The sequence below is a fragment of the Gorillibacterium terrae genome (assembly GCF_051594785.1).
Classification (GTDB): Bacteria; Bacillota; Bacilli; order Paenibacillales; family NBRC-103111; genus Gorillibacterium.
This window is the reverse complement of sequence record NZ_JBPPGI010000003.1, coordinates 483,531-502,739: the sequence shown is the minus strand read 5'-3', so window position 1 is coordinate 502,739 and position 19,209 is coordinate 483,531. Positions and strand designations below refer to the sequence as shown.

The following is a 19,209-nucleotide window of genomic DNA, read 5'->3' as shown; positions in this document are numbered from 1 at the left end:
CCTTTACCCGGCATAGGCCCGAATCGGGACTCCGCGGGGGTGGGAAGCTTTCAGATACGCTTGGAGCTCCCCCTCATAGAGGGGCTTAAAGGTCCGCTCCCGAGCCAGGTCGACCGGCGTTACCTGACAAGCCGGCTTGTCGGCCACTTTGATTCCGCCCGCTTCCAGCATCCAGGCGACGAACTGGGAGCAAAAGAACGCATCCCGCCGCTCGACCTCCAGCTTGAGCGCCACCGCAAACAGGCCGATCAGGTTGTACTTATACCGGGATGCTTCCCGTTCCATCCGCTCGATCCGTTCCTTCATTTTTCCATAAACCTCGGAGTCTACCTCGCAGGCATAGAGGGAACAAGCCGCTTCCGCAAACAGCTCGCCCTGCAGGTTCTCCCGCACAAATCCTCCGTGAAAGGGATTCCGCGGCTTTTTCCGGCCAAAGCTATACACTTCGCGCAAGTCCGAATCGAAGGCGATCGAGGCATGGTTATGGGCCGCCTTGGTGTACCAGCGAATCATCCGGGTGAACCAGGTTCCTGTATCGGTCAATAAAATATAGACAGTCTTCGTTTGCTCCATGTCGCATCCCCCACTAATTCCTTCCTCTACTATAGGGAAACGGCGGGAAGCCTTGAACCATCCGCAGTCCGGTTTCCTGCTTAGACCAAAGTCGGGGGAATTCCGGCCTGAACGCAAACAAGCCGGCAGCGGCCAATGGCCAATGCCAGCTTGCTTATACGGTTCTTAGGCTAGTCCGTCCAGATTTCGGTCGTCCGGACGCCGAGCTCGGCCGCCACCAGCTCGGAGGTCAGCCGGCGGGGCGTTTGAATCTTGCCGTTGCGCAGCTTGGAGATGGTCGTCATGGACAACCCCGTCAGCCGGGACATTTCCGTCGCCGAAATGCCCTTTTCCATCATGAGCATCTTCAGCCTCACCGACGGGTCTTCCGGCTGCTCCAGGAAATCGAGCCGGTTCACCACGAAGGCGTAACGGACGAGCTTGCCGGAGCCGTTCAGGAACGGTGCGATGCAGCACCTCACCTTTTGAGCCCGGGCACGGAGCTTGCGCGTATGGAGGACCACTTCCTTGGGCTCCCCGGACCGTCCTCGCTTCTTCAAGGCTTCCAGCGTCTCCTGGAGCAGGCTCTGATCCGCAACCGGCAAAAAGTCGAGCACGGACAACCGCGCTTTCTTGCGCAGGGGAGAGGGAGCTTCCTCGGTATGGATGTCGAGGGTCTCGACCGTCAAGCTCGGCAGGAAAGTGCCGGAGGCGAGCACCTGCTCACAGCCTCGAAGCAGCTCGGTTTGCAGCCACTTGGCGTGGCTGGCGTCGCTTGCGAGCAGCAGCACCCGGCTCTCCGGTTCCTCCAAGAGGCTCAGGTGAATCTCGAGCTGAAGCGTTCCGCCCGCGCCAACCGGGAACGCGGTTTCGACGACGACGGGTTCCTTGGCTTTCAAGCGCTCCATCGTCTCCCGGGGGTCGCCGAGAAGATCGTCGAGCTGGAAGTCTCGCACTCCGCCCGGACGCAGCAGCTCATTGCGCTTGCAGCCGAGCAGCTCGGCCAAATAGCGGTTCGCTTGGACGAGTTCCCATTTATCGTTATTCACCCGGCACACGGCGGCAGGTTCCTTCAAGAGCGTGATGAGTTGTTTTGGATCAGACGGCACCGACATACCCCTTTGAACAACAGAATGGACCGACAAGTAATAGGAAGCTTGGCGCACAGGCGCGGCTTCGGCGGAGCTTGATACCGATATAGCTATAGATGTAATGAGTATATAAACAACCGGCCTCCGGCACAATTCGGCCCATGGAGGAAAACGGGAACAAAACCCGAACCGGGTTGCCTCTTGCTAGCCCTATCGATGCGGGAAGCAGGCAAGTTTAAATCGTTAAAGTTTTCCAGACTAACCGCAAAAAATCAGAGAAACCCGTTAAAAAGCATCGAATATAAATTTAGGTATGAAACCGGAAGAAAACGTTCGGAAAAACGAGGAAACATGGCTTTTATCTTACGAAACCGTCTGTCACCCGCATTTAATCAAGCTAATCGCTTCTTTATACTTAGTATAAAAAATAACTGTCTACGAGCAGGAGAAAGGATGTCATCCGGTGGGCTTCATCAAGCCGTTTCTGGTCAACATCAGCATGCTCCTCAGCGTTACATTTCTCGCCTTGCTTATTTATAAACAGGTTTTGCGCCGTTTGCCCCAAGCGGTGCTGAGCGGTTTGGCCGTTCTCTTCGCCGTAGGTCTCGGCTGGCTGTCCATGAAGTTCTCGTTCACGCTGCCATCCGGCTCGATGTTCGATCTGCGGTTTGTTCCGCTGATCGTGCTGACCTTTCTCTTGGCCGATGCTCCGCCGCTCTTGATCCTGGCGGGTGTGGGAATTGGGCTCATGCGCCTTACCTTCGGTCTTGATGTGCGGGCTTGGTCGGGGTTCGTCAACCTGACGATCCTGGGGCTGCTCTGCGCGGCGCTCAGCGTGTATCTGCCGAAGCTCCGCTGGCCCACTGCGGCGAAGTTCCTCGCCGTCATCGTCCTGGTCAATGCCTTCAACGTCCTGAACATCGTCATCTTCGGCGTGATCCCGGCCGATGTCTATCTTCGAACCATCGTTCCTTATCTCTTCCCGTTGAGCGTCGTCCTCAGCATGATCTTCGTGTTCTTGATCTATGTGACGAGGAAGGACCTCTACCATGAGCGCGAAATCTCCCGGACCAATGAAAAGCTGCTGCACACCACCGAGGAATTGCAGGCCATCAAGGAGGAACTGGAGGAGAAGGCCCGCCGCCTGCTCGTACTGTCTCAATACCGAGCCGAATTTCTCGCCGATCTGGCGGCGGAAATCCGCTCGCCGCTGAACAACATCATCATGATCGCCGAAATTCAAAAGAGCGGCGCCGAGGAAGATCAGACGCCCGAAGAGCGTCAGTCTCTCTTCGAGATCGTCTTCGACTCCGGCAAGGAAATCCTCGAGCTGCTCGGGGAAATCCAGGATCTGTCCCAGGTGGAATCAGGCCGCTTGTCGGTGGAGTGCGAGGAGGTCAACCTGACGGAGTTCCCGGAGATTCTGCTGCACAAGAACCTCCGCTTGGCCGAAGCACACGGGCTGGAGTTGAATTTTGCGCTCACCCAGCCGATCCCCCCCATCTTCTATTCCGATGGGATGCGCATGGAGCGGATTGCCGCCAGCCTGGTGTCCACGGCCATCCAGGCCGCTCCCTCCGGCGCGGTCCATGTCGACCTCAGACGGGCAAGAACCGGCGAGATTCCGTTCGAGCACAATCTGCACAATTATAAAGAATGGATCGCCATCGCCGTCAGCTTCGACCGCCCTCCGGCGCGGTGGGAGCCGGACCCGGCGGCAGGACGCCAATCGATCCGGCAGGAAACGCGGTTCGGGTTGACCGTCAGCAACGAGCTCGCCCATCTGCTCTCCGGATTCATTGCTATGGAAGAGTCCGGCGACCGAATCCGCTTCCTCTTCTACCTGCCTAACCGCAGCCGGGAAGCCGAGCTTCCCCTTGGATCGAGGGACAGCGATTCGGCGACGGGCTGACGCGCCTTTGCCCTCCTGGCTTGAGTCCGGCCCATCAAGTGCCTCTCTTCCCTGCGGAATATGCCTGCGGGGAGAGAGGCGCTTTTGGCGAGCGGGCGGCCGTTTCCTTGCGGAATATGCAAAGCTTGATACAATGGTAGGAACAGACGAGAAATGGAGAGAAGCCCGCACATGTACAAACTGATTGCCATCGATATCGACGACACGCTCATCAACGACGACAAGGAAGTGACTCCTGCCACTCAGGAAGCCTTGAAGCAAGCCGTGGAGCGGGGCGTGATCGTGACGCTCGCCACCGGCCGCGCCTACGCCTCCGCCAAGACCATCGCCCGGCAAACCGGCCTGAACGTGCCGATCATTACCTACCAAGGGGCGCTGATCAAGAACCTGATGGACGAACAGGTGCTTCTGGAACGGTTCGTGCCGCGCGAAGCCGCCCACAAGCTGCTGGACTACTGCCTGGAGCATAATCTGCATCTGCAAACCTACATCGACGACAAGCTGTATACCCGCGAGGACAACGACAAGATTCGCGGCTATGTCGAGCTGAACCGGACGCCCTATTACGTCGAGCCGAATTTCCGTTCGCTCATGGACAAGCCTACCCCGAAGCTGCTCATCATCGACGATCCGGCATTCCTCGACGAGCTCGCTCCCGTGCTGCGCGAGCTGCTCGGGCCGGAGGTGCATATCACCAAATCCAAGCCCCACTTCCTGGAGATCATGCACAAGGAGGGTACGAAGGGCCATGCGCTCGCCTTCCTCGCCGCCCACTTCGGCTGCGAGCTCTCCGAGACGATCGGCGTCGGCGATTCCTGGAACGACCGCGAGCTGCTGGAGACGGCCGGACTCGGCGTTGCCATGGGCAACTCGACACCCGCGCTCAAGGAGATTGCCGATTATGTGGCTCCCGGCAACAACGAGGACGGAGTCAAAGCCGTGATCGACCGCTTCATCCTGCACCCCACTACCCCAATGGAGGGATAAACTCATGAGCGTCTACGAATTCAGCGCCCGTAACATCCGCGGCGAAGAAGTAAAGTTGGACCGGTATGCCGGCAAGGTGCTGCTGATCGTCAATACGGCCAGCAAGTGCGGGTTTACTCCGCAGTACGCCGACCTGCAAAAGCTGTACGACCGGTACATGGACCGCGGCTTCGTCATTCTCGGCTTTCCCTGCAACCAGTTCGGCGAACAGGAGCCGGGGACGAACGAGGATGTCCACACCTTCTGCCAGCTCAACTATGGCGTGAGCTTCCCGCTGTTCGAGAAGATTGACGTGAACGGCGAGCGCCGCCATCCGCTGTTCGCTCATCTGACCTCGGCCGCCCCCTTCGAGGGCTTCGACGTCTCCACCCCCTCGGGCAAGATGCTGAATGCGCTGTTCGAGGAAAAGATGCCGGAGAAGCTGGCCGGAGACGACATCAAATGGAACTTCACCAAGTTCCTGATCGACCGCGAAGGCAAGGTTGTCCGCCGGTTTGAATCGCCGGTCGACCCGCTCGATCTGGAGCCGGCGATCGAGCCGCTCCTGTAAGGCATGACTCCGTTCACGCAGCGGGTCGTCGCCGTCATCCGCTCCATCCCGGCGGGCAAGGTCATGACCTATGGCCAAATCGCCGCGGCGGCGGGCAGCCCGCGGGGAGCGAGACAGGTGGTGCGAATCCTGCATTCGATGAGCGCCGCCCACCGGCTTCCCTGGCATCGGGTGGTGAATGCCGAAGGCCGCATCGCCCTGCCCGACCCGGACGCCGCGTATACCCAGGAGATGCTGCTCGCGCGCGACGGCGTGGAGGTCGGCCCGGGCGGCCGGGTCGACCTGGAAACCTACCGGCTGGAAACCGTGTTCCAGCCGGACGAAGGGAGGAACGGCTGATGGCGTTCGGCATTCGCCGGGACGAGCTTACCGCCTGGAAGGAGGCTGTCTCGCGCGGCGAGATCGCCTTCCTGACCCATTACTGGCTCGACCCGCGTTTCCCCGGCTGCAAGACGGTGACCAAGGTCGGCTGCGCCGACCTCTCCCGGCTCTCCGCTTGGTGCGTCAGCCACGGTCTGCCGCCGCGCTACATCCACAACCGGTCGCCGTTCCCGCACTTCGACCTGCTCGGTCCCCGCCAAGCGGAGATTCTCTTGGCGGAGGGCCAGGAGGAGCAGGCCCGGCGGTTCGGACTGGTTTAAAAGAATCCGAACAAGGATGGATAGTCTACCTTGTTCGGATTTTTTTACTGTTCATCCCTCCTATACGAATGCATTTAACTAAATGAATTCGCCCCAAACAGAATCCGTTCTATTCTCATCCTATTAACCGACTTGCATCCTAAATACGTTCACTTCACGAGAAGGAGGATATAACTTACTCCTCAAAAACCGTGACTTAACATTGGGAACCTTACACTTTGCCCTCTGTATCAAGACTCATCTGCCATTTTCAGTTTTCGAAAATTGAGTTTTTGAGTTACTTGAATCAAATTATTATTTTTTACACATCTATTTCAGAAAATTCCGCTTCCATTAAACGAACGATATTGTTAATCCTCCCACATATCCACATAAATAGAAAATTCATGTTAGACCAAGCTAGAGAATAGTAGTATTCTGTTTATTGAAATATATTACATATGAGGTTTTTTTATCTACTAGTAATAATGGAAGGCCCCCTTCAGTTTGGGGGCTTAACCCTTTATGGAGGGAGATATCATGAAGCGGTTGCGTTCCGTCTTTCTTCTCCTTACTCTCTTCCTATTACTCAGTTCGTGTTCAAGGGTTAACAAGAGTCTGACTATCCTGGATTTCTACCCCGGGAAGCCGGAGAGCATTACCTCCATTCAAATTGTCTCCAATCAAGAGAATCGACAAGTCATTCTACGGAAGCAAGATGAAATCAAGAAATGGATCGATGCGGCAAAGTCCATTCCGATTCAAAAAGGTCAGGTTGACGAAAAAACGAGTATGTCCGATCCCGATTACCGGGTGACGTTTCGGGAAGGGACCTCTTATTCAACTTGTTCTTTCAAGTTTAAACGCTCGCGCGGATTATACCAGAACATCACAGGAAGAGGGGGTGAAGATATTTGGTTTACCCCCGATAAAAGCATCTCCGATTTGCTCACGCCATACTTTTCAACGCCAGCTCCCGACCTTGCTCCGGTTGACCCTTCACGCCCGGATGCATCTGTGATTAATCGTTTTACTCAACTGTCGAATGAGAAAAAATTCGATGAAGCTGCGAAACTCCTTATGGGTGGGAAAGAGAATCCGAATTACCGAAGAGGGCCTACTCCAGACAGCTTGTTGAGGGGTAAAACTAACCTGCGAATGTGGGATAAGACGGAAAGCTCCGAAGGCCAATATCAAATGGATGAAAGTGTGCCTTATTGGGACTACCGGACGTTTCTCGTTGAGTATCAAGGAGATTGGAAAGAAAATCCGCGAGATGCCTTACCGATTGATGCTCCACGCTATGAAGTGTATACCCTTGTCCAGTTGACATCCGATCCTGATTCTCCCTGGTTGATCTATAACATTACCGGAGGCTAATCAAAGTGGGCAGACTCGAGTCCGGTACAGTAAGATGAGGCCGCTTCCGTTTGATGATTTCGTATAAATGTATGCACTCCCGCTCCCTTCCGGGGCATAAAAAAACGGGCAGGAGACTTCGCCGTCTCTTGCCCGTTCTTTTCGAATGCGACGCGGGGCGGTTGTCCCTCTGATTCGCGTTCCGGCTTTTTGATTTACATAAAAGCAGGGGGTTGCTGAGCGGCCTGCGAGCCCTGCATCTGAGCAAACTGGAACGCTTGCTGGCCGGATTGTTGGTACTGTTGGATCTGCTTCTGCAGCTCCTGGGCCGGAGCCGGCGAGGAGGCGCTGTACATATTTTGCTGCTGCATGAATTGATATAGCTTACCCTGCAGCGTCAGGGTGCTGTTGAGCAGTTGGGTGAATTCCTGGCGGACGGACTGACAGTTGGATTCCGTCGCGGCGGTCGCATATTCGCGCGTGTTGCGCTTCAGGTTGCACAGGATCGTGTCGAGCCAATCCTTATCTTCCAGGGTTCCCTTGGTTTGTTGTGCCATGTTTGGTTCCTCCTTTCACATAGTGTCGATCAGTGCTGCATTCCCGGCTGTTGGGGAGCGAGCTGCTGATGCTGCTGAAGCAGGTTCATCAGGTTGTTCAGGTGCTGTTCGTGAACCTTCAGCTCGCCCTCGCAAGCCTGTTTAATCGCTTGATTGGACGTGTTCGCGCAAGCTGCCGCGCATTGCTTGAGAAGCAGTTCCTCGTTCGACATGGAGTCGACGATGTATTCCATTTCTTTGCCGGTCAGGGGCTGCATGCCTTGCATGGATATCCCTCCTTTGCCGTAGGATCGCTCTTAAGGTTCCCGGAACGAACCGCATTATGTATGCCCTTCCTGACACTGAATGCCGCATCGCCCGAGGGCCCATACTACCCATACCGACCGATTGAGGCTGGGAGGCTGACGAATTTGAATTTGCACACGGAAAAATCCAATTGGCTCGATACCTTGCCCACACCGCGCGAGTACCCTCCTCTTGCAGAGGATCTGACCTGCGACGTACTCATCGTGGGCGGCGGCGTCTCCGGTTTGTTTGCCGCCATTGAACTGACCAACCGGGGAATGCGGGTGGCGGTCGTGGAGAAACGTAATATCGCCGCAGGAAGCTCGTCCGCCAACACCGGTCTCATCCAGTATGCGAGCGACAAATCTCTCGCGTCCTGCATCCATTCTTTCGGAGAGGAGGCCGGCGTCCGCTTCTATCGCCTGTGCCAGGAAGGCGTGTCGCAGATGAAGCGGATCTCCGATTCGCTGCCGATCGATGCGCAGTTCCGAATCCGCGACAGTCTCTATACCGCCAGCTGCCCGGAGGACGTCGGTCAGCTCCAAGAGGAATACGCCGCGCTCACCCGGTATGGCTTCCCCGTGGAATATCTGGACGAGACCGCAGTCTCCTCCCGCTATTCCTTCCGCAAACCCGCCGCATTGCTCTCCCACGGCGATGCGGAGGCCAACCCTTACCGGCTGGCGCATGGGATGGCCGAGCTGCTGGCGAACCGCGGCATCCGCTTGTTCGAACGGACGAGAATCCGCAGACACGAGGCGGAAAGGGATGCCATTCGCCTGTATACGGACGGGGGATTTCGGATCACCGCCCAGTACGCCATCTTCGCAACCGGCTATGAAACGCAGGAGGTAAGGCGCAATCCCAATGCCCAAATCGTCAGCTCCTATGCGATCGCCACCCAGCCGCTGGAGTCGTTTCCCGGCTGGCCGGGCCGCTGCCTGATCTGGGAGACCGCGCGGCCATACCTCTATCTGCGCACCACGTTCGATAACCGGATCGTCGTGGGAGGCATGGATGAACCGACCGAGAACGCTGAGGAGCGCGACCGGATGCTGCCGACCAAGAAGCAGCGGCTCGTGGCGGAGGTGCAGAAGCTGTTCCCCGAGTTGCCGCCGCTCCGGGCCGAATACGGCTGGGCCGCCGCCTTCGGCCAGACCCATGACGGCCTGCCGCTGATCGGTGCGCAGGAGGGCTTTCCCCGCTGCTTCTTCAGCATGGCCTATGGCGGCAACGGCAGCCTGTATGCGCTGATCGCCGCCCGCATCAACGCCGACCTGATCGAGGGCAAACCGAATCCGGATGCGGACTGGTTTCGCATCGACCGGCCGACGAAAAGCCCGCCGAAGGCGCAATAGGTCAGGGCCGGTGAGGCGAGCAAACCATCCAGCGTAGCTATCGAACGAAACCCAAAAAGCGGCACCTCCCGATAACTCGGGCGGTGCCGCTTTTTCTTGAATCGGATTGCTGTATCCCGAGAGTACCCGGCTGAGCCGGGGGCGTTATCACTTAGAAGCGGAAGTCCCTCTCGCCCGCGGCGATCTTGACCAGGCGCTCCTCGGCGATGCGCCGAACCTTCTCGTTCGGCACATGGCGCATTTCGTCGGCGATGACCTGCTCGCCCTTCGCCTTGGTCTCCGGAGCGGCGTAGTCCTCGAGGTATTCCTTGAGCGTCATCAGCGAGTTCGGTTGGCAGCAGTTGGCGATCTGCCCCGACTTGACCAGGGCCATGAACCGGTCGCCCGTCCGGCCCTCGCGGTAGCAGGCCGTGCAGAAGCTGGGAATGTAGCCGAGCTCGAGCAGCCAGCCCAGGATTTCGTCCAGGGTGCGCGTGTCGCTGACTTCAAATTGGGCGGAGTTGTCCTCTTCCCGTTCCCGTTCCACATAGCCGCCGACGCTGGTGCTCGACCCGCCGCTGATCTGGGAGACGCCGAGCTTCAGGACGCGTTCGCGGGACTTTTGCGATTCCCGGGTAGACACGATCATGCCCGTATACGGGACGGCGATCCGGATGACGGCGACGATCTTGGCGAAGATGTCGTCGGAGATGGCATTGCTGAAGTTGGCCGGGTCGATGTCGTCCGCCGGGCAAATCCGCGGAACGCTGATCGTATGCGGCCCGACGCCCTTCGCCGCCTCGAGGTGCTCGGCATGCATGAGCAGGCCGACAAAGTCGTAGCGGTACAGGTTCAGCCCGAACAGCACGCCGATGCCGACATCGTCGATGCCGCCGTCCATCGCCCGGTCCATGGCCTCCGTATGATAGGCGTAATCATGCTTCGGACCGGTGGGATGCAGCGCTTCGTAGTTCGCTTGGTTGTACGTTTCCTGAAACAGGATGTACGTGCCGATGCCCGCCTCGGCGAGCCTGCGGTAGTTCTCGACGGTGGTCGCCGCGATGTTGACGTTGACCCGGCGGATCGCGCCGTTCTTGTGCTTGATGCCATAGATCGTGTTGATGCTTTCGAGGATGTAGTCGATCGGATTGTTGACGGGGTCCTCCCCCGCTTCCAGCGCCAGCCGCTTGTGACCCATGTCCTGCAGGGCGATGACCTCGCGGGCGATTTCCTCCTGGGTCAGCTTCTTGCGGGCGATGGTTTTGTTCTTGTAGTGATAGGGGCAGTAGACGCAGCCGTTGACGCAGTAATTGGACAGATACAGCGGCGCGAACATGACGATGCGGTTGCCGTACAGCTTGTGCTTGATCTCGCTGGCAAGCGCATAGATCTGCTCGTTCAGGTCGTCCTGGTCGCAATCGAGAAGCACCGCCGCTTCGCGGTGCGACAATCCCTTGCCCTCCCGGGCCCGGTCGATCAGGGACTCAATCAGCGGCCGGTTGCTCTTGTTGGCCGCCGCATAGTCGAGCGTATCGAGGATTTCCCCGTCATGGATAAAATCGGCGGCGTGCTTGGATAAGACATCGTACATGCTGCATTCTCCCTTCCGAATGGACGCTAGCTTGAGGTTTGGGTTCTCCGAGGGGTCAGACGGTCTTGGCGAGGGCCGACTTTACCGTAACGTGGCGTATCTTGCCGATCTTGCCGGTCATGGCGCTGATCTGATCGTTGTCGCCGTCGACGATGAGCGAGATCACGGAGACGCCCCGCTCCCGGTACGGAATTCCCATCCGGCCTACGATCAAGCCGGCGTATTCGTGCAGAATCGCATTCAGCTCTCCCGCCGAAGCCAGGTCCTGGACGACGATGCCGATGACGCCGAGCCGTTTTTCCATCTCCCACCACACCCCCAACAAAATAAAAAGCGCCTTTTCCAGACGGAAAAAGACGCGGATTCTCGAAACGAACCAGCTCGCGGGCAACCGCCGCGCAGCCATTCAAGAAAGGGTCTCTTCCCGCTCAGAAGCTTCTTCACGGTCGGATTACTTGCTCGCAATATGTGAATTCAATCACATGATAGAACGCTTTCTCCCCTCAAACAAGGACATTTGTTACATTTTTATTCGATTCGCAAAAAAACGGAACGGCCCCGACCGGCCACTTACCTCTTTACTAAGGAATCGTACATAGTCGGTCAGCGATCTCCATACATTGTCTTAAACCCAGCAACAAAATGGGAAAGGGAGGGATTGTGGTGGAACAGCTTCACAACAACCTGCTCGACGCGATCCGCACGAACGGCATCAGCTTTATCGCGGCGCTCGCCGTGTTCGCCCTGCTGGCTTGGCTCGCCCGCAAAAGGATCGGTTTCGGCAGCCGTGTCCTGATCGGCCTCGGGCTCGGAGTCATCGCAGGCATCCTGCTGCAAACGGCCGATCTGGAGGCGGCCGGAATCAGCACCTTCGGCAGCATTTACGTCAGTCTGATCCGCATGCTGGTCATTCCGCTCGTCTTCATTCTGGTGCTCAACAGCATCTCCAAGCTGTCCAACCTTGACGCTCTCCGAACGATCGGGGTCAAAACGGTAGCCTGGTTCCTCGGCACCACCGGCGTCGCCTCCGTCATCGGTTTGCTCGTCGCGCTCCTCTTCAAGCCCGGTTCCGGGATCAGCCAATCGGCACCGCAGGGCTTCGAGGCGCGGGAGGTGCCGACCTTCTCCCAAGTCATTCTCGACCTGATCCCGTCCAATCCGGTCCAACAGGCCGCCGACGGCAAGGTCGTCCCGCTGCTGCTGTTCGCGCTGTTCCTCGCCGTCGCCATCGTCAAGCTCGGTTCCCGGCGGCCGGAGACCGTTCGGCCCGTCCGCGAGCTGGTCGAATCGCTCGCCCAGATCCTGCACCAGGTTGTGAAGTTTGTCATTCGCCTGACTCCCTACGGCGTATTCGCCCTCATTACCGGCGTGGCTGCCCGCTACGGCTGGGAGACACTCCGCGACCTCGGCAGCGTGATCGCCGCCTCCTACGTCGCGCTGCTCCTGCACTTCGTGCTCGTCTTCGGCGGCCTCGTCCTTCTGGTGGCGAAGGTCAATCCGCTGCGTTTCTTCCGCAAAATCTACCCGACCCTCGCCGTCGCCTTCACCACCCGCAGCAGCTACGCCACCCTGCCGGTCAACCTGGAGGTCATTACCAAGCGGCTGCATGTCTCCGACCGGGTCGCCAGCTTCGTCGCGCCGCTCGGCGCCTCGATTAACTTCAACGGCTGCGGCGGAGTGTGGCCGGCCATCGTCGCCGTCTTCACCGCCCAGGTCTACGGCGTCTCGCTCACGCTGACCGATTACGTGATCCTCGTGCTGGTCAGCATCGTGTCCTCCATCGGAGTCGCCGGTGTCCCTGGCCCGGCCACCATTTCGACCACCGTCGTCCTCACCGCCCTCGGGCTGCCGCTCGAAGGCATCGCCCTGGTCGCCGGGGTCGAGGCGCTCATCGACATGGGCCGAACCGCCGTCAATGCCACCGGCACCACGGTTACCTCCCTGCTTGTGGCGAATGCCGAAGGCGAATTCGACCGCGACGCGTTCAACGCGGATGAGGAGGAAGCCGACATCCTGGCCGGGCAGGCGTAAACCAACCGTCCGTTTTGAAGCTGGGTATCCCGCCTTACGCCGCGGGGTACCCGGTTTTTTTAGCGTATCCGCCGATTCGCCGATAAGATATACTAGGAGAAAGTGGGGCCATAAACCAATTCTATACAAATAGGAGAACCCTGACGTGAGCTATGAACTGCGCTTAACCTTGCTGTTGATTGCCCTGATTCTTCTCCTGGCCTGCAGCCTTTTTGCGGCAAGACTTCCCGTTTTCCTTCGTAAAGGAATGGCCCTCTTCAGTCTGCTAACCGCATTTATGCTTCTGGGCCGGGCCTATTCGGAAGGGGGCACCTGGCTGCAGATGAAGGAGCACTTGCGGAAGAACCCGGCCGTCGCGGCTTTGATCGGACAGGAGCCGCTGATCCAGGGCGAATCCCGCCAAGGGGAATGGGAAGGGCATCCCGTGACCGTCCAGAGCTTTTCCGTCGGTACGGATTGGTTTGCAGCAGTCGTGAACAAAACCCGTTCGCCCTATTATTAGATTCCCCGCTATCGGGTGAGAGCGGTCTTTCGCGATGAGGGCTTCCAGCTGGTGTTTGAAGCCGCCTTGCGCGAGATCGGCTCCATATCCGGACAATCGACATTTGATCCCCCACATATGGAGTGCAGCGTGACCCTGTCCATTGTCCCTTCCACACCATCAAGCGAGTATGAGGCTTTGCTCCACCGATTTGCGGACGGGATCGCAGCAGAGCCAAACGGTTCAGCGCTTGGGCTTCCTTATCGCATCGACTTCGAGCTGGAGGATCGAACGACGGACCGGCTTCTGGCGCAAGCCCGCAAGGAAACCGGCTCGACCGAGTTCACCTGGCTGAAGAGGGAGCAGCCCGCTCCTGCCGAACGCTGACCTTCAACGAGTTTACCCCTCCCTGCCCCCCTCCCGAGCCGGGACGGACGGTTGATTTTGCCTTCTCATCGGCGGGTACCTTTTAACGGGACCGGTATGGTACACTGATAGAGATTCTATTAATCTCGCAACCGGAAAAGGGGACATGCCGCCTTGAAATTCATATCCTGGAACGTCAACGGCCTGCGCGCCTGCGTCAATAAAGGCTTTCACGATTACTTTGAAGCGGTAGACGCCGATATCTTCTGCCTGCAGGAGACGAAGCTGCAGGACGGGCAGCAGTGCCTCAACCAGAACGGCGACTACCATGAATATTGGAACCACGCCGAGAAAAAGGGCTACTCCGGCACCGCCGTCTTCACCCGGATCAAGCCCCTGTCGGTCCGCTACGGCATCGAGGAAGACTACGAGCCGGAAGGCCGGACGCTGACCTTGGAGTTTCCCGGCTTCTACCTCGTCAACGTCTACACGCCGAACGCCAAACGCGATCTCGCCCGGCTGGAGTATCGGATGGAATGGGAAGACCGGTTCCGCGCCTATCTCCTGGAGCTGGACGCGAAGAAGCCGGTCGTCGTCTGCGGCGACCTGAACGTCGCCCATCAGGAGATCGACCTGAAGAATCCGAAGTCAAACCGCCAGAATGCTGGGTTTACCCCCGAAGAGCGGGGCAAAATGACCGAGCTGCTCGCAGCCGGCTTTACCGATTCCTTCCGCCATCTCTATCCCGACCTCGAAGGAGCCTATTCCTGGTGGTCGTACATGCCGAAGATGCGCGAGCGGAATGTCGGCTGGCGGATCGACTACTTCCTCGTCTCGAACCGCCTCGCCCCGAAGATTGCCGCCGCCGGAATCGACGCGGCGATCCTGGGCAGCGATCACTGCCCGGTCGTCCTCGAGCTGGAGGACGCCGCACTGGCGGAACAACTCCCTTCCTGCCCTTAAGAAAAGCCGGACGGAATTCGTTCGTCCAAGCCCTCCCGCCCTCCTTGCGCTCAAACGAATCGGGCGGGACACCAACCACACCGAAAAGGACCGCGTTTCGCCGCAAGCGAAAACGTGGTCCTTTTCTTCATCTGCGGCTGTTCGCGCTCCAGCTCGATGCCGAGCCCGCCGGGCGCATCGCGGATGAATCCGGCCGCTGCGACATTGCCCCTGGGTCGCCGGCTGCCCGACGGTCGTTCCCCTCGCCATCTACTCGATCGGTTAGCTTTCCCCGGATGAGCCCTCCACTTCAGCCGCCTGCTCCGCGTAAGCCTCGGCTACGGCCCGCAAATAATAAGCAAGCCCGGTCTGCTGGCTCTCCAGCATGCCGCGGTGAAAATCGTCGCGCAGGAAGAACGCCGTCTGCGCGGCAAAGTCCTGCGGGCGGGCCGGGTGCCCTTGCCGAGCCAGGAAGGCGAGATGCTCGCGGACCCGGACGAAGGTCGCTTCCTCGGCCGGTCCCCGGCCGTCGCGCAGCGCCTCGGCCATTCCCTGCAGGAAGCTCTGCGCCTCCCGGGCCTGCTCGTTCATCTCCTCCGGTACGACCGGCTCCTCGGCCAGGTCGAAACCGTAGGCAGCCAGCAGGTGCTCCCGCTGCTCGGCAAGGGCATGCCTCCAGGCTTCCTCGCTTTCGAATCCCTGGAACAATACGTCCTCCGGTTCGGAAATTCCCTGTTCTATCGCCTCCAGAGAGCGGTCCAGCACCGCCGCAATGCGCTCCAGCCGTTCCATGCGTTCCCGGAGCAGCTCCCGCTGCCCCGTCAGGATGTCCCGGCGGTCCGGCTCGCTGGCCAGCAGCTCCTTGATTTCCTCCAGGGGAAAATCCAGCTCCCGGTAGAACAGGATTTGCTGCAGCCGTTCCAGCTCCGCCCGGCCGTAGAGCCGGTAGCCCGCTTCGCTTCTCGCGCCGGGAACGAGCAGCCCGATCCGGTCGTAATGATGAAGCGCCTTGACCGTTACCGGAGCAAACTCGGTGACTTCTTTGACCGTGTAGGTGCGCTTGTCGTTCATTCTCGATTCCTCCTTGCAAATTAAATTACTCCGTCAGCGTACAGCCTCCTGCAAGGGGAGAGTCAAGCGTTTGAAATAGCCGAAAGCCACCCTCGGATGAAGATTTTTTAATGATAACGATTCTCATTATCATTTAACTGTGGTACAATCCCCTTGTTTCCACCGATTCAGAGGAGCCGCCGAGCCCCCTTTTTCCCTATCCCGCACACAAGGAGTGTTGCCTGCATGACAACGGTATTCGATGTGACCATTATCGGGGGCGGCCCGGCCGGGCTGTTCTCTGCCTTTTACAGCGGTCTTCGCGGGATGAGCACGAAGCTCATCGAGTTCCAGCCCTTCCTGGGCGGAAAGGTGAATGTTTACCCCGAGAAGGTGGTCTGGGATGTGGGCGGACTGCCGCCGGTGACGGGCGAGAAGCTGATCGAGCAGTTGATTCAGCAGGGGCTGACCTTCGACCCCGAGGTTGTGCTGGGCGAAAAGGTCACCTCGATCGCCAAGGGGGCCGGCGGCCATTTTGAGCTCCACACCTCCTCGGGACAGGTGCATCTCTCCCGTACGGTGATCCTCGCCATCGGCGGCGGCATCCTGAAGCCGACCCGACTGAATCTGGAAGGAGCCGATCGCTTCGAGGTATCCAACCTTCATTACACGGTCAAGTCGCTCGCCCGGTTCCGGGGTAAAACCGTGCTCATCTCCGGTGGGGGCAATTCCGCGATCGATTGGGCCCGCGAGCTGGAGCCGATCGCTTCCCAGGTCTACCTCGCTTACCGCAAGAAAGAGCTCAAAGGTCATGAAGCGGAAGTCGCCCGGCTTGCGGCAAGCACCGTTCACTGCTTGCTGAATACGGAGATCGAGCGGCTGATCGCCGGTGAAGAAGGCGACGCGATCCGCCGGGTCGCGCTTCGCAATCTGGACGACAACCGGCAGGCCGAGCTGGCCGTCGACGAGGTGGTCGTCTGCCACGGCTACGAGCGGGATAAGGATCTCCTCGCGAACAGCGAAATCCGCATCGCCATGAAGAACGAATACGCCGTGGACGGGACGGCTACGAGCGAGACCTCCGTGCCCGGCATTTTCGCGGCAGGAGACATACTCCATCACGAAGGCAAGCTGCACCTGATCGCCGGCGCCTTCCATGATGCCGCAGGCGCCATCAACCGGGCGAAGCTGTATATCGCCCCCGAAGCGGAGGCTTACGGGATGGTATCCTCGCACAACGAGGTGTTCGAGACGAGAAACCGCGAGCTGAAACGGCGTCTATTCCAAACCGCCGAGCCGATTTAGCGTAAGACGGCGCTTGAAGTACGCCTCTCCCGGGTAAGAAGAAGGTACATTGGCATTTCCCGCCTCTTCGGTTCGTTCGGACTCGTCCGTCCTTGCCGGAAACGCAGGCGGCGTGCCTTGCCAAGGGAGGCGAATCCGTGTGAACACCGTATCCGATTATTTATTCATGCTTTCTCTGCTGCTGATGATCGTCGCCCTGTTCATGAACGGCGTCGGCCGCCGTTCGGGAAACAAGGACTCCGAGATCGAGAATCCCTCGGGAAGCATCACCGACCTGCAATCCGACCGGGGCTACGATCCCGTCAAAGAGCAGGAAAGCAGCCTGTTCGGCAACCTGCGCACCTCTTATCTGTTCTGGCTTTCGCTCGTTGGCCTGTTTGTTTCCATTGCGCTCAGCTAGCGGCAGCCACCCGATCATTCATCCGCGCGGACGGCCGGGGCACCCGCTCCGTTTGTCCGCTTTTTGGCGTGCCTCGCCTCCCCCCCCTTCTCCTTCTCCAAGCCTTCCATTGAAACGCTCCATGGAATGGGTGAAACCTTCCCGGTTTTCCTGTATCTTTAACCCTAGCGGACTTTCCGTCCGGTTTCGCTTCCGTTCGATTCCCATTATCATCTGATAGAGCTTGGAGGAGAAGACTTTGAACTTTAAACCGACTGAGGCCGTTTGGTTGAACCCGCCGCAAACCTGCGTCATCGAAGAGGACCGGGCCACGATCACCACCGACCCCGAAACGGACTTTTGGCAGAGAACGTATTACGGCTTTCAACATGACAATGCCCACCTGCTCTATTGGGCGACGGACGAACCGTATTTTTCGTTCACGGTGAAAGCCGAATTCAACAGCTCGGCTTTGTTTGACCAATGCGGATTGGCGATCTACCAAGACAGCGATCATTGGGCAAAGGCCGGGATCGAATACCATGACCGCGATACCGCCTGGCTCGGCAGCGTGGTGACCAACCGCGGGTATTCCGATTGGGCCACGACGGACATTGGGGCCCGGGTGACGTGCATGTGGTATCGGTTAAGCCGGCGGGGAAGCGATTATTGCTTCGAGCATTCGGCGGACGGCTTACAGTTTAAGCAAATGAGGATCTTCCACTTGTTCGAAGCGGACCGTGAGGTCCGGTTCGGGCTCTTTGCCTGCTCGCCGAGCCGCCATTCGTTTCAGGCCGTCTTTACGGAATTGAGGATGACGGAATGCCTGTGGACAGCCCACCCATAAAGGCCTCCGCCCGGTCATGGCGAGGCCCTAGCCGAAACTGCACCGGTCCGGCAAGGCGGGGCTTCCCCGATCGAAGTATCCTGAAGGCGGGAAAGGAGGAGAGGCAATGGATTTCGTGACCCGAATGAACCAGGCGATCGCCTGCATCGAAGACCAGCTCTGCGGCGAAGTGGATCTGAGCGCAGCCGCCCGAAAAGCGGGCTGCTCGGTCTATCACCTGCAGCGGATGTTTCCCGCTCTGGCGGATGTCTCCTTAACCGAGTACATCCGGCGCAGAAGGCTGACGCTGGCTGCCTTCGAGCTGCAGAATGGCGGAGGGAAGGTCATCGACGTGGCGCTCGCTTACGGCTATGAATCGCCGGAGGCGTTTGCCCGAGCCTTCCAGCAGATGCACGGCACGACGCCGACGGCCGCCCGACGGCCCGGGACTCCGCTGAAGGCGTATCCGCCGATCTCCTTTCACCTTCAGGTTAAGGGAGCGGTTGAGATGAAATATCGGTTGGAGGAGCGCGGCGAGTTCGCCGTCGTGGGCGTCGAGGAAAAGGTAGCACAGGAGGAGGCCTTCTCCCGGGTGCCGGGAATGTGGTCCAACGCAGCGAAGCAGGGACTGTTCGAGCAGCTCTGGGAAATCCGGAGCGAGGAACCGGCCATCCCCGGCATTCTCGGCGTCTGTGCCGAGGGAGAATGGGGAAGTGCGGACGAATTCGCCTACGTGATGGGCATTGTCTCCGGAGAAGAACCGCCCGCCGGCATGGGTAAGCGGCAATTTACGGCCTCCAGCTGGGTCGTCTTTGAGGCCGATCGCGGCTCCGGCGGAATACCCGGCGTGTGGAATCGGTTCTACACCGAATGGCTCCCCGGAGCCGCTTACGGGCTGGCGGATCTGCCCGCGGTCGAATGCTACCTGCCTCCGGAGGAGGATCACGACGAGCTGTGGATTCCGGTCGTAAGCAAACGCGGGTAAGCC

At 58.8% G+C, this 19,209-nt stretch carries 22 protein-coding genes; 15 read left to right on the top strand and 7 right to left on the bottom strand.

Going from position 1 to position 19,209, the window contains the following annotated elements; genetic code table 11:
• Nucleotides 1-3 precede the first annotated feature (3 nt).
• Nucleotides 4-573 carry a C40 family peptidase gene (locus tag ACSEXS_RS14825; RefSeq protein ID WP_438434011.1) on the bottom strand — a complete coding sequence of 190 codons (570 nt, stop codon included), beginning with the start codon at nt 571-573 and terminating at the stop codon, nt 4-6.
• Nucleotides 574-743: 170 nt separating this feature from the next.
• Complete coding sequence (locus ACSEXS_RS14820; protein ID WP_438434010.1) at nt 744-1,661, bottom strand: helix-turn-helix domain-containing protein; 918 nt, start codon at nt 1,659-1,661, stop codon at nt 744-746.
• 445 nt (nt 1,662-2,106) lie between these two features.
• On the opposite strand from ACSEXS_RS14820, the gene ACSEXS_RS14815 reads away from it, so the two are divergent.
• The 6 genes from ACSEXS_RS14815 (at nt 2,107) to ACSEXS_RS14790 (ending at nt 7,092) form a co-directional block, all read left to right on the top strand.
• Entirely contained in the window at nt 2,107-3,555 is a 1,449-nt protein-coding gene (locus ACSEXS_RS14815; protein WP_438434009.1) for a sensor histidine kinase, read from the top strand.
• A gap of 171 nt (nt 3,556-3,726) precedes the next feature.
• Complete coding sequence (locus ACSEXS_RS14810) at nt 3,727-4,542, top strand: Cof-type HAD-IIB family hydrolase (RefSeq protein ID WP_438434008.1); 816 nt, start codon at nt 3,727-3,729, stop codon at nt 4,540-4,542.
• Nucleotides 4,543-4,546: 4 nt separating this feature from the next.
• Complete coding sequence (locus ACSEXS_RS14805) at nt 4,547-5,092, top strand: glutathione peroxidase (RefSeq protein WP_438434007.1); 546 nt, start codon at nt 4,547-4,549, stop codon at nt 5,090-5,092.
• Nucleotides 5,093-5,095: 3 nt separating this feature from the next.
• Nucleotides 5,096-5,431, top strand: coding sequence for an MGMT family protein (locus tag ACSEXS_RS14800; protein WP_438434006.1), 336 nt, complete (start codon nt 5,096-5,098; stop codon nt 5,429-5,431).
• Nucleotides 5,431-5,733 (top strand): hypothetical protein, encoded by a 303-nt coding sequence (locus tag ACSEXS_RS14795; protein WP_438434005.1) that lies wholly within the window; start codon nt 5,431-5,433, stop codon nt 5,731-5,733. The genes ACSEXS_RS14800 and ACSEXS_RS14795 overlap by 1 nt, the downstream gene beginning before the upstream one ends.
• Nucleotides 5,734-6,252: 519 nt before the next feature.
• Nucleotides 6,253-7,092, top strand: coding sequence for a hypothetical protein (locus ACSEXS_RS14790; RefSeq protein ID WP_438434004.1), 840 nt, complete (start codon nt 6,253-6,255; stop codon nt 7,090-7,092).
• 194 nt (nt 7,093-7,286) lie between these two features.
• Here the strand turns inward: ACSEXS_RS14790 and ACSEXS_RS14785 are convergent, their stop codons facing one another.
• Both ACSEXS_RS14785 and ACSEXS_RS14780 read right to left on the bottom strand, forming a co-directional pair.
• Entirely contained in the window at nt 7,287-7,628 is a 342-nt protein-coding gene (locus ACSEXS_RS14785; protein WP_438434003.1) for a spore coat protein, read from the bottom strand.
• A gap of 29 nt (nt 7,629-7,657) precedes the next feature.
• The gene (locus tag ACSEXS_RS14780; protein WP_438434050.1) at nt 7,658-7,900 is read right to left on the bottom strand and encodes a hypothetical protein; all 243 of its coding nucleotides are present in this window, start codon (nt 7,898-7,900) and stop codon (nt 7,658-7,660) included.
• Nucleotides 7,901-8,038: 138 nt separating this feature from the next.
• Between ACSEXS_RS14780 and ACSEXS_RS14775 the strand changes: the two genes are divergently transcribed.
• On the top strand, nt 8,039-9,271 hold the full coding sequence (locus ACSEXS_RS14775) for an NAD(P)/FAD-dependent oxidoreductase (RefSeq protein WP_438434002.1): 1,233 nt from the start codon (nt 8,039-8,041) through the stop codon (nt 9,269-9,271).
• A gap of 151 nt (nt 9,272-9,422) precedes the next feature.
• Here ACSEXS_RS14775 and hydG read toward each other — a convergent pair whose 3' ends face one another.
• Both hydG and ACSEXS_RS14765 read right to left on the bottom strand, forming a co-directional pair.
• Nucleotides 9,423-10,841 (bottom strand): [FeFe] hydrogenase H-cluster radical SAM maturase HydG, encoded by a 1,419-nt coding sequence (hydG, locus tag ACSEXS_RS14770; RefSeq protein ID WP_438434001.1) that lies wholly within the window; start codon nt 10,839-10,841, stop codon nt 9,423-9,425.
• Nucleotides 10,842-10,896: 55 nt separating this feature from the next.
• Entirely contained in the window at nt 10,897-11,145 is a 249-nt protein-coding gene (locus tag ACSEXS_RS14765; protein ID WP_438434000.1) for a TM1266 family iron-only hydrogenase system putative regulator, read from the bottom strand.
• Nucleotides 11,146-11,504: 359 nt separating this feature from the next.
• On the opposite strand from ACSEXS_RS14765, the gene ACSEXS_RS14760 reads away from it, so the two are divergent.
• The 4 genes from ACSEXS_RS14760 to ACSEXS_RS14745 all read left to right on the top strand — a co-directional run bounded on the left by ACSEXS_RS14760 (nt 11,505) and on the right by ACSEXS_RS14745 (nt 14,682).
• Complete coding sequence (locus tag ACSEXS_RS14760; protein ID WP_438433999.1) at nt 11,505-12,872, top strand: dicarboxylate/amino acid:cation symporter; 1,368 nt, start codon at nt 11,505-11,507, stop codon at nt 12,870-12,872.
• 145 nt (nt 12,873-13,017) lie between these two features.
• Entirely contained in the window at nt 13,018-13,374 is a 357-nt protein-coding gene (locus ACSEXS_RS14755) for a hypothetical protein (RefSeq protein ID WP_438433998.1), read from the top strand.
• Between the two features lie 129 nt (nt 13,375-13,503).
• Nucleotides 13,504-13,740, top strand: coding sequence for a hypothetical protein (locus tag ACSEXS_RS14750; protein ID WP_438433997.1), 237 nt, complete (start codon nt 13,504-13,506; stop codon nt 13,738-13,740).
• A gap of 153 nt (nt 13,741-13,893) precedes the next feature.
• Nucleotides 13,894-14,682, top strand: a complete 789-nt coding sequence (locus ACSEXS_RS14745) for an exodeoxyribonuclease III (protein ID WP_438433996.1) — start codon at nt 13,894-13,896, stop codon at nt 14,680-14,682.
• 261 nt (nt 14,683-14,943) lie between these two features.
• Here the strand turns inward: ACSEXS_RS14745 and ACSEXS_RS14740 are convergent, their stop codons facing one another.
• Entirely contained in the window at nt 14,944-15,732 is a 789-nt protein-coding gene (locus tag ACSEXS_RS14740; protein ID WP_438433995.1) for a MerR family transcriptional regulator, read from the bottom strand.
• A gap of 225 nt (nt 15,733-15,957) precedes the next feature.
• On the opposite strand from ACSEXS_RS14740, the gene ACSEXS_RS14735 reads away from it, so the two are divergent.
• The 4 genes from ACSEXS_RS14735 to ACSEXS_RS14720 all read left to right on the top strand — a co-directional run bounded on the left by ACSEXS_RS14735 (nt 15,958) and on the right by ACSEXS_RS14720 (nt 19,206).
• Nucleotides 15,958-17,016 carry an NAD(P)/FAD-dependent oxidoreductase gene (locus tag ACSEXS_RS14735; RefSeq protein WP_438433994.1) on the top strand — a complete coding sequence of 353 codons (1,059 nt, stop codon included), beginning with the start codon at nt 15,958-15,960 and terminating at the stop codon, nt 17,014-17,016.
• Nucleotides 17,017-17,155: 139 nt separating this feature from the next.
• Nucleotides 17,156-17,416, top strand: a complete 261-nt coding sequence (locus ACSEXS_RS14730; RefSeq protein WP_438433993.1) for a hypothetical protein — start codon at nt 17,156-17,158, stop codon at nt 17,414-17,416.
• A gap of 238 nt (nt 17,417-17,654) precedes the next feature.
• Nucleotides 17,655-18,242 (top strand): DUF1349 domain-containing protein, encoded by a 588-nt coding sequence (locus ACSEXS_RS14725; protein ID WP_438433992.1) that lies wholly within the window; start codon nt 17,655-17,657, stop codon nt 18,240-18,242.
• Nucleotides 18,243-18,348: 106 nt separating this feature from the next.
• Nucleotides 18,349-19,206: an AraC family transcriptional regulator gene (locus ACSEXS_RS14720; RefSeq protein ID WP_438433991.1), complete on the top strand. Its 858-nt coding sequence runs from the start codon at nt 18,349-18,351 to the stop codon at nt 19,204-19,206.
• Nucleotides 19,207-19,209 lie beyond the last annotated feature (3 nt).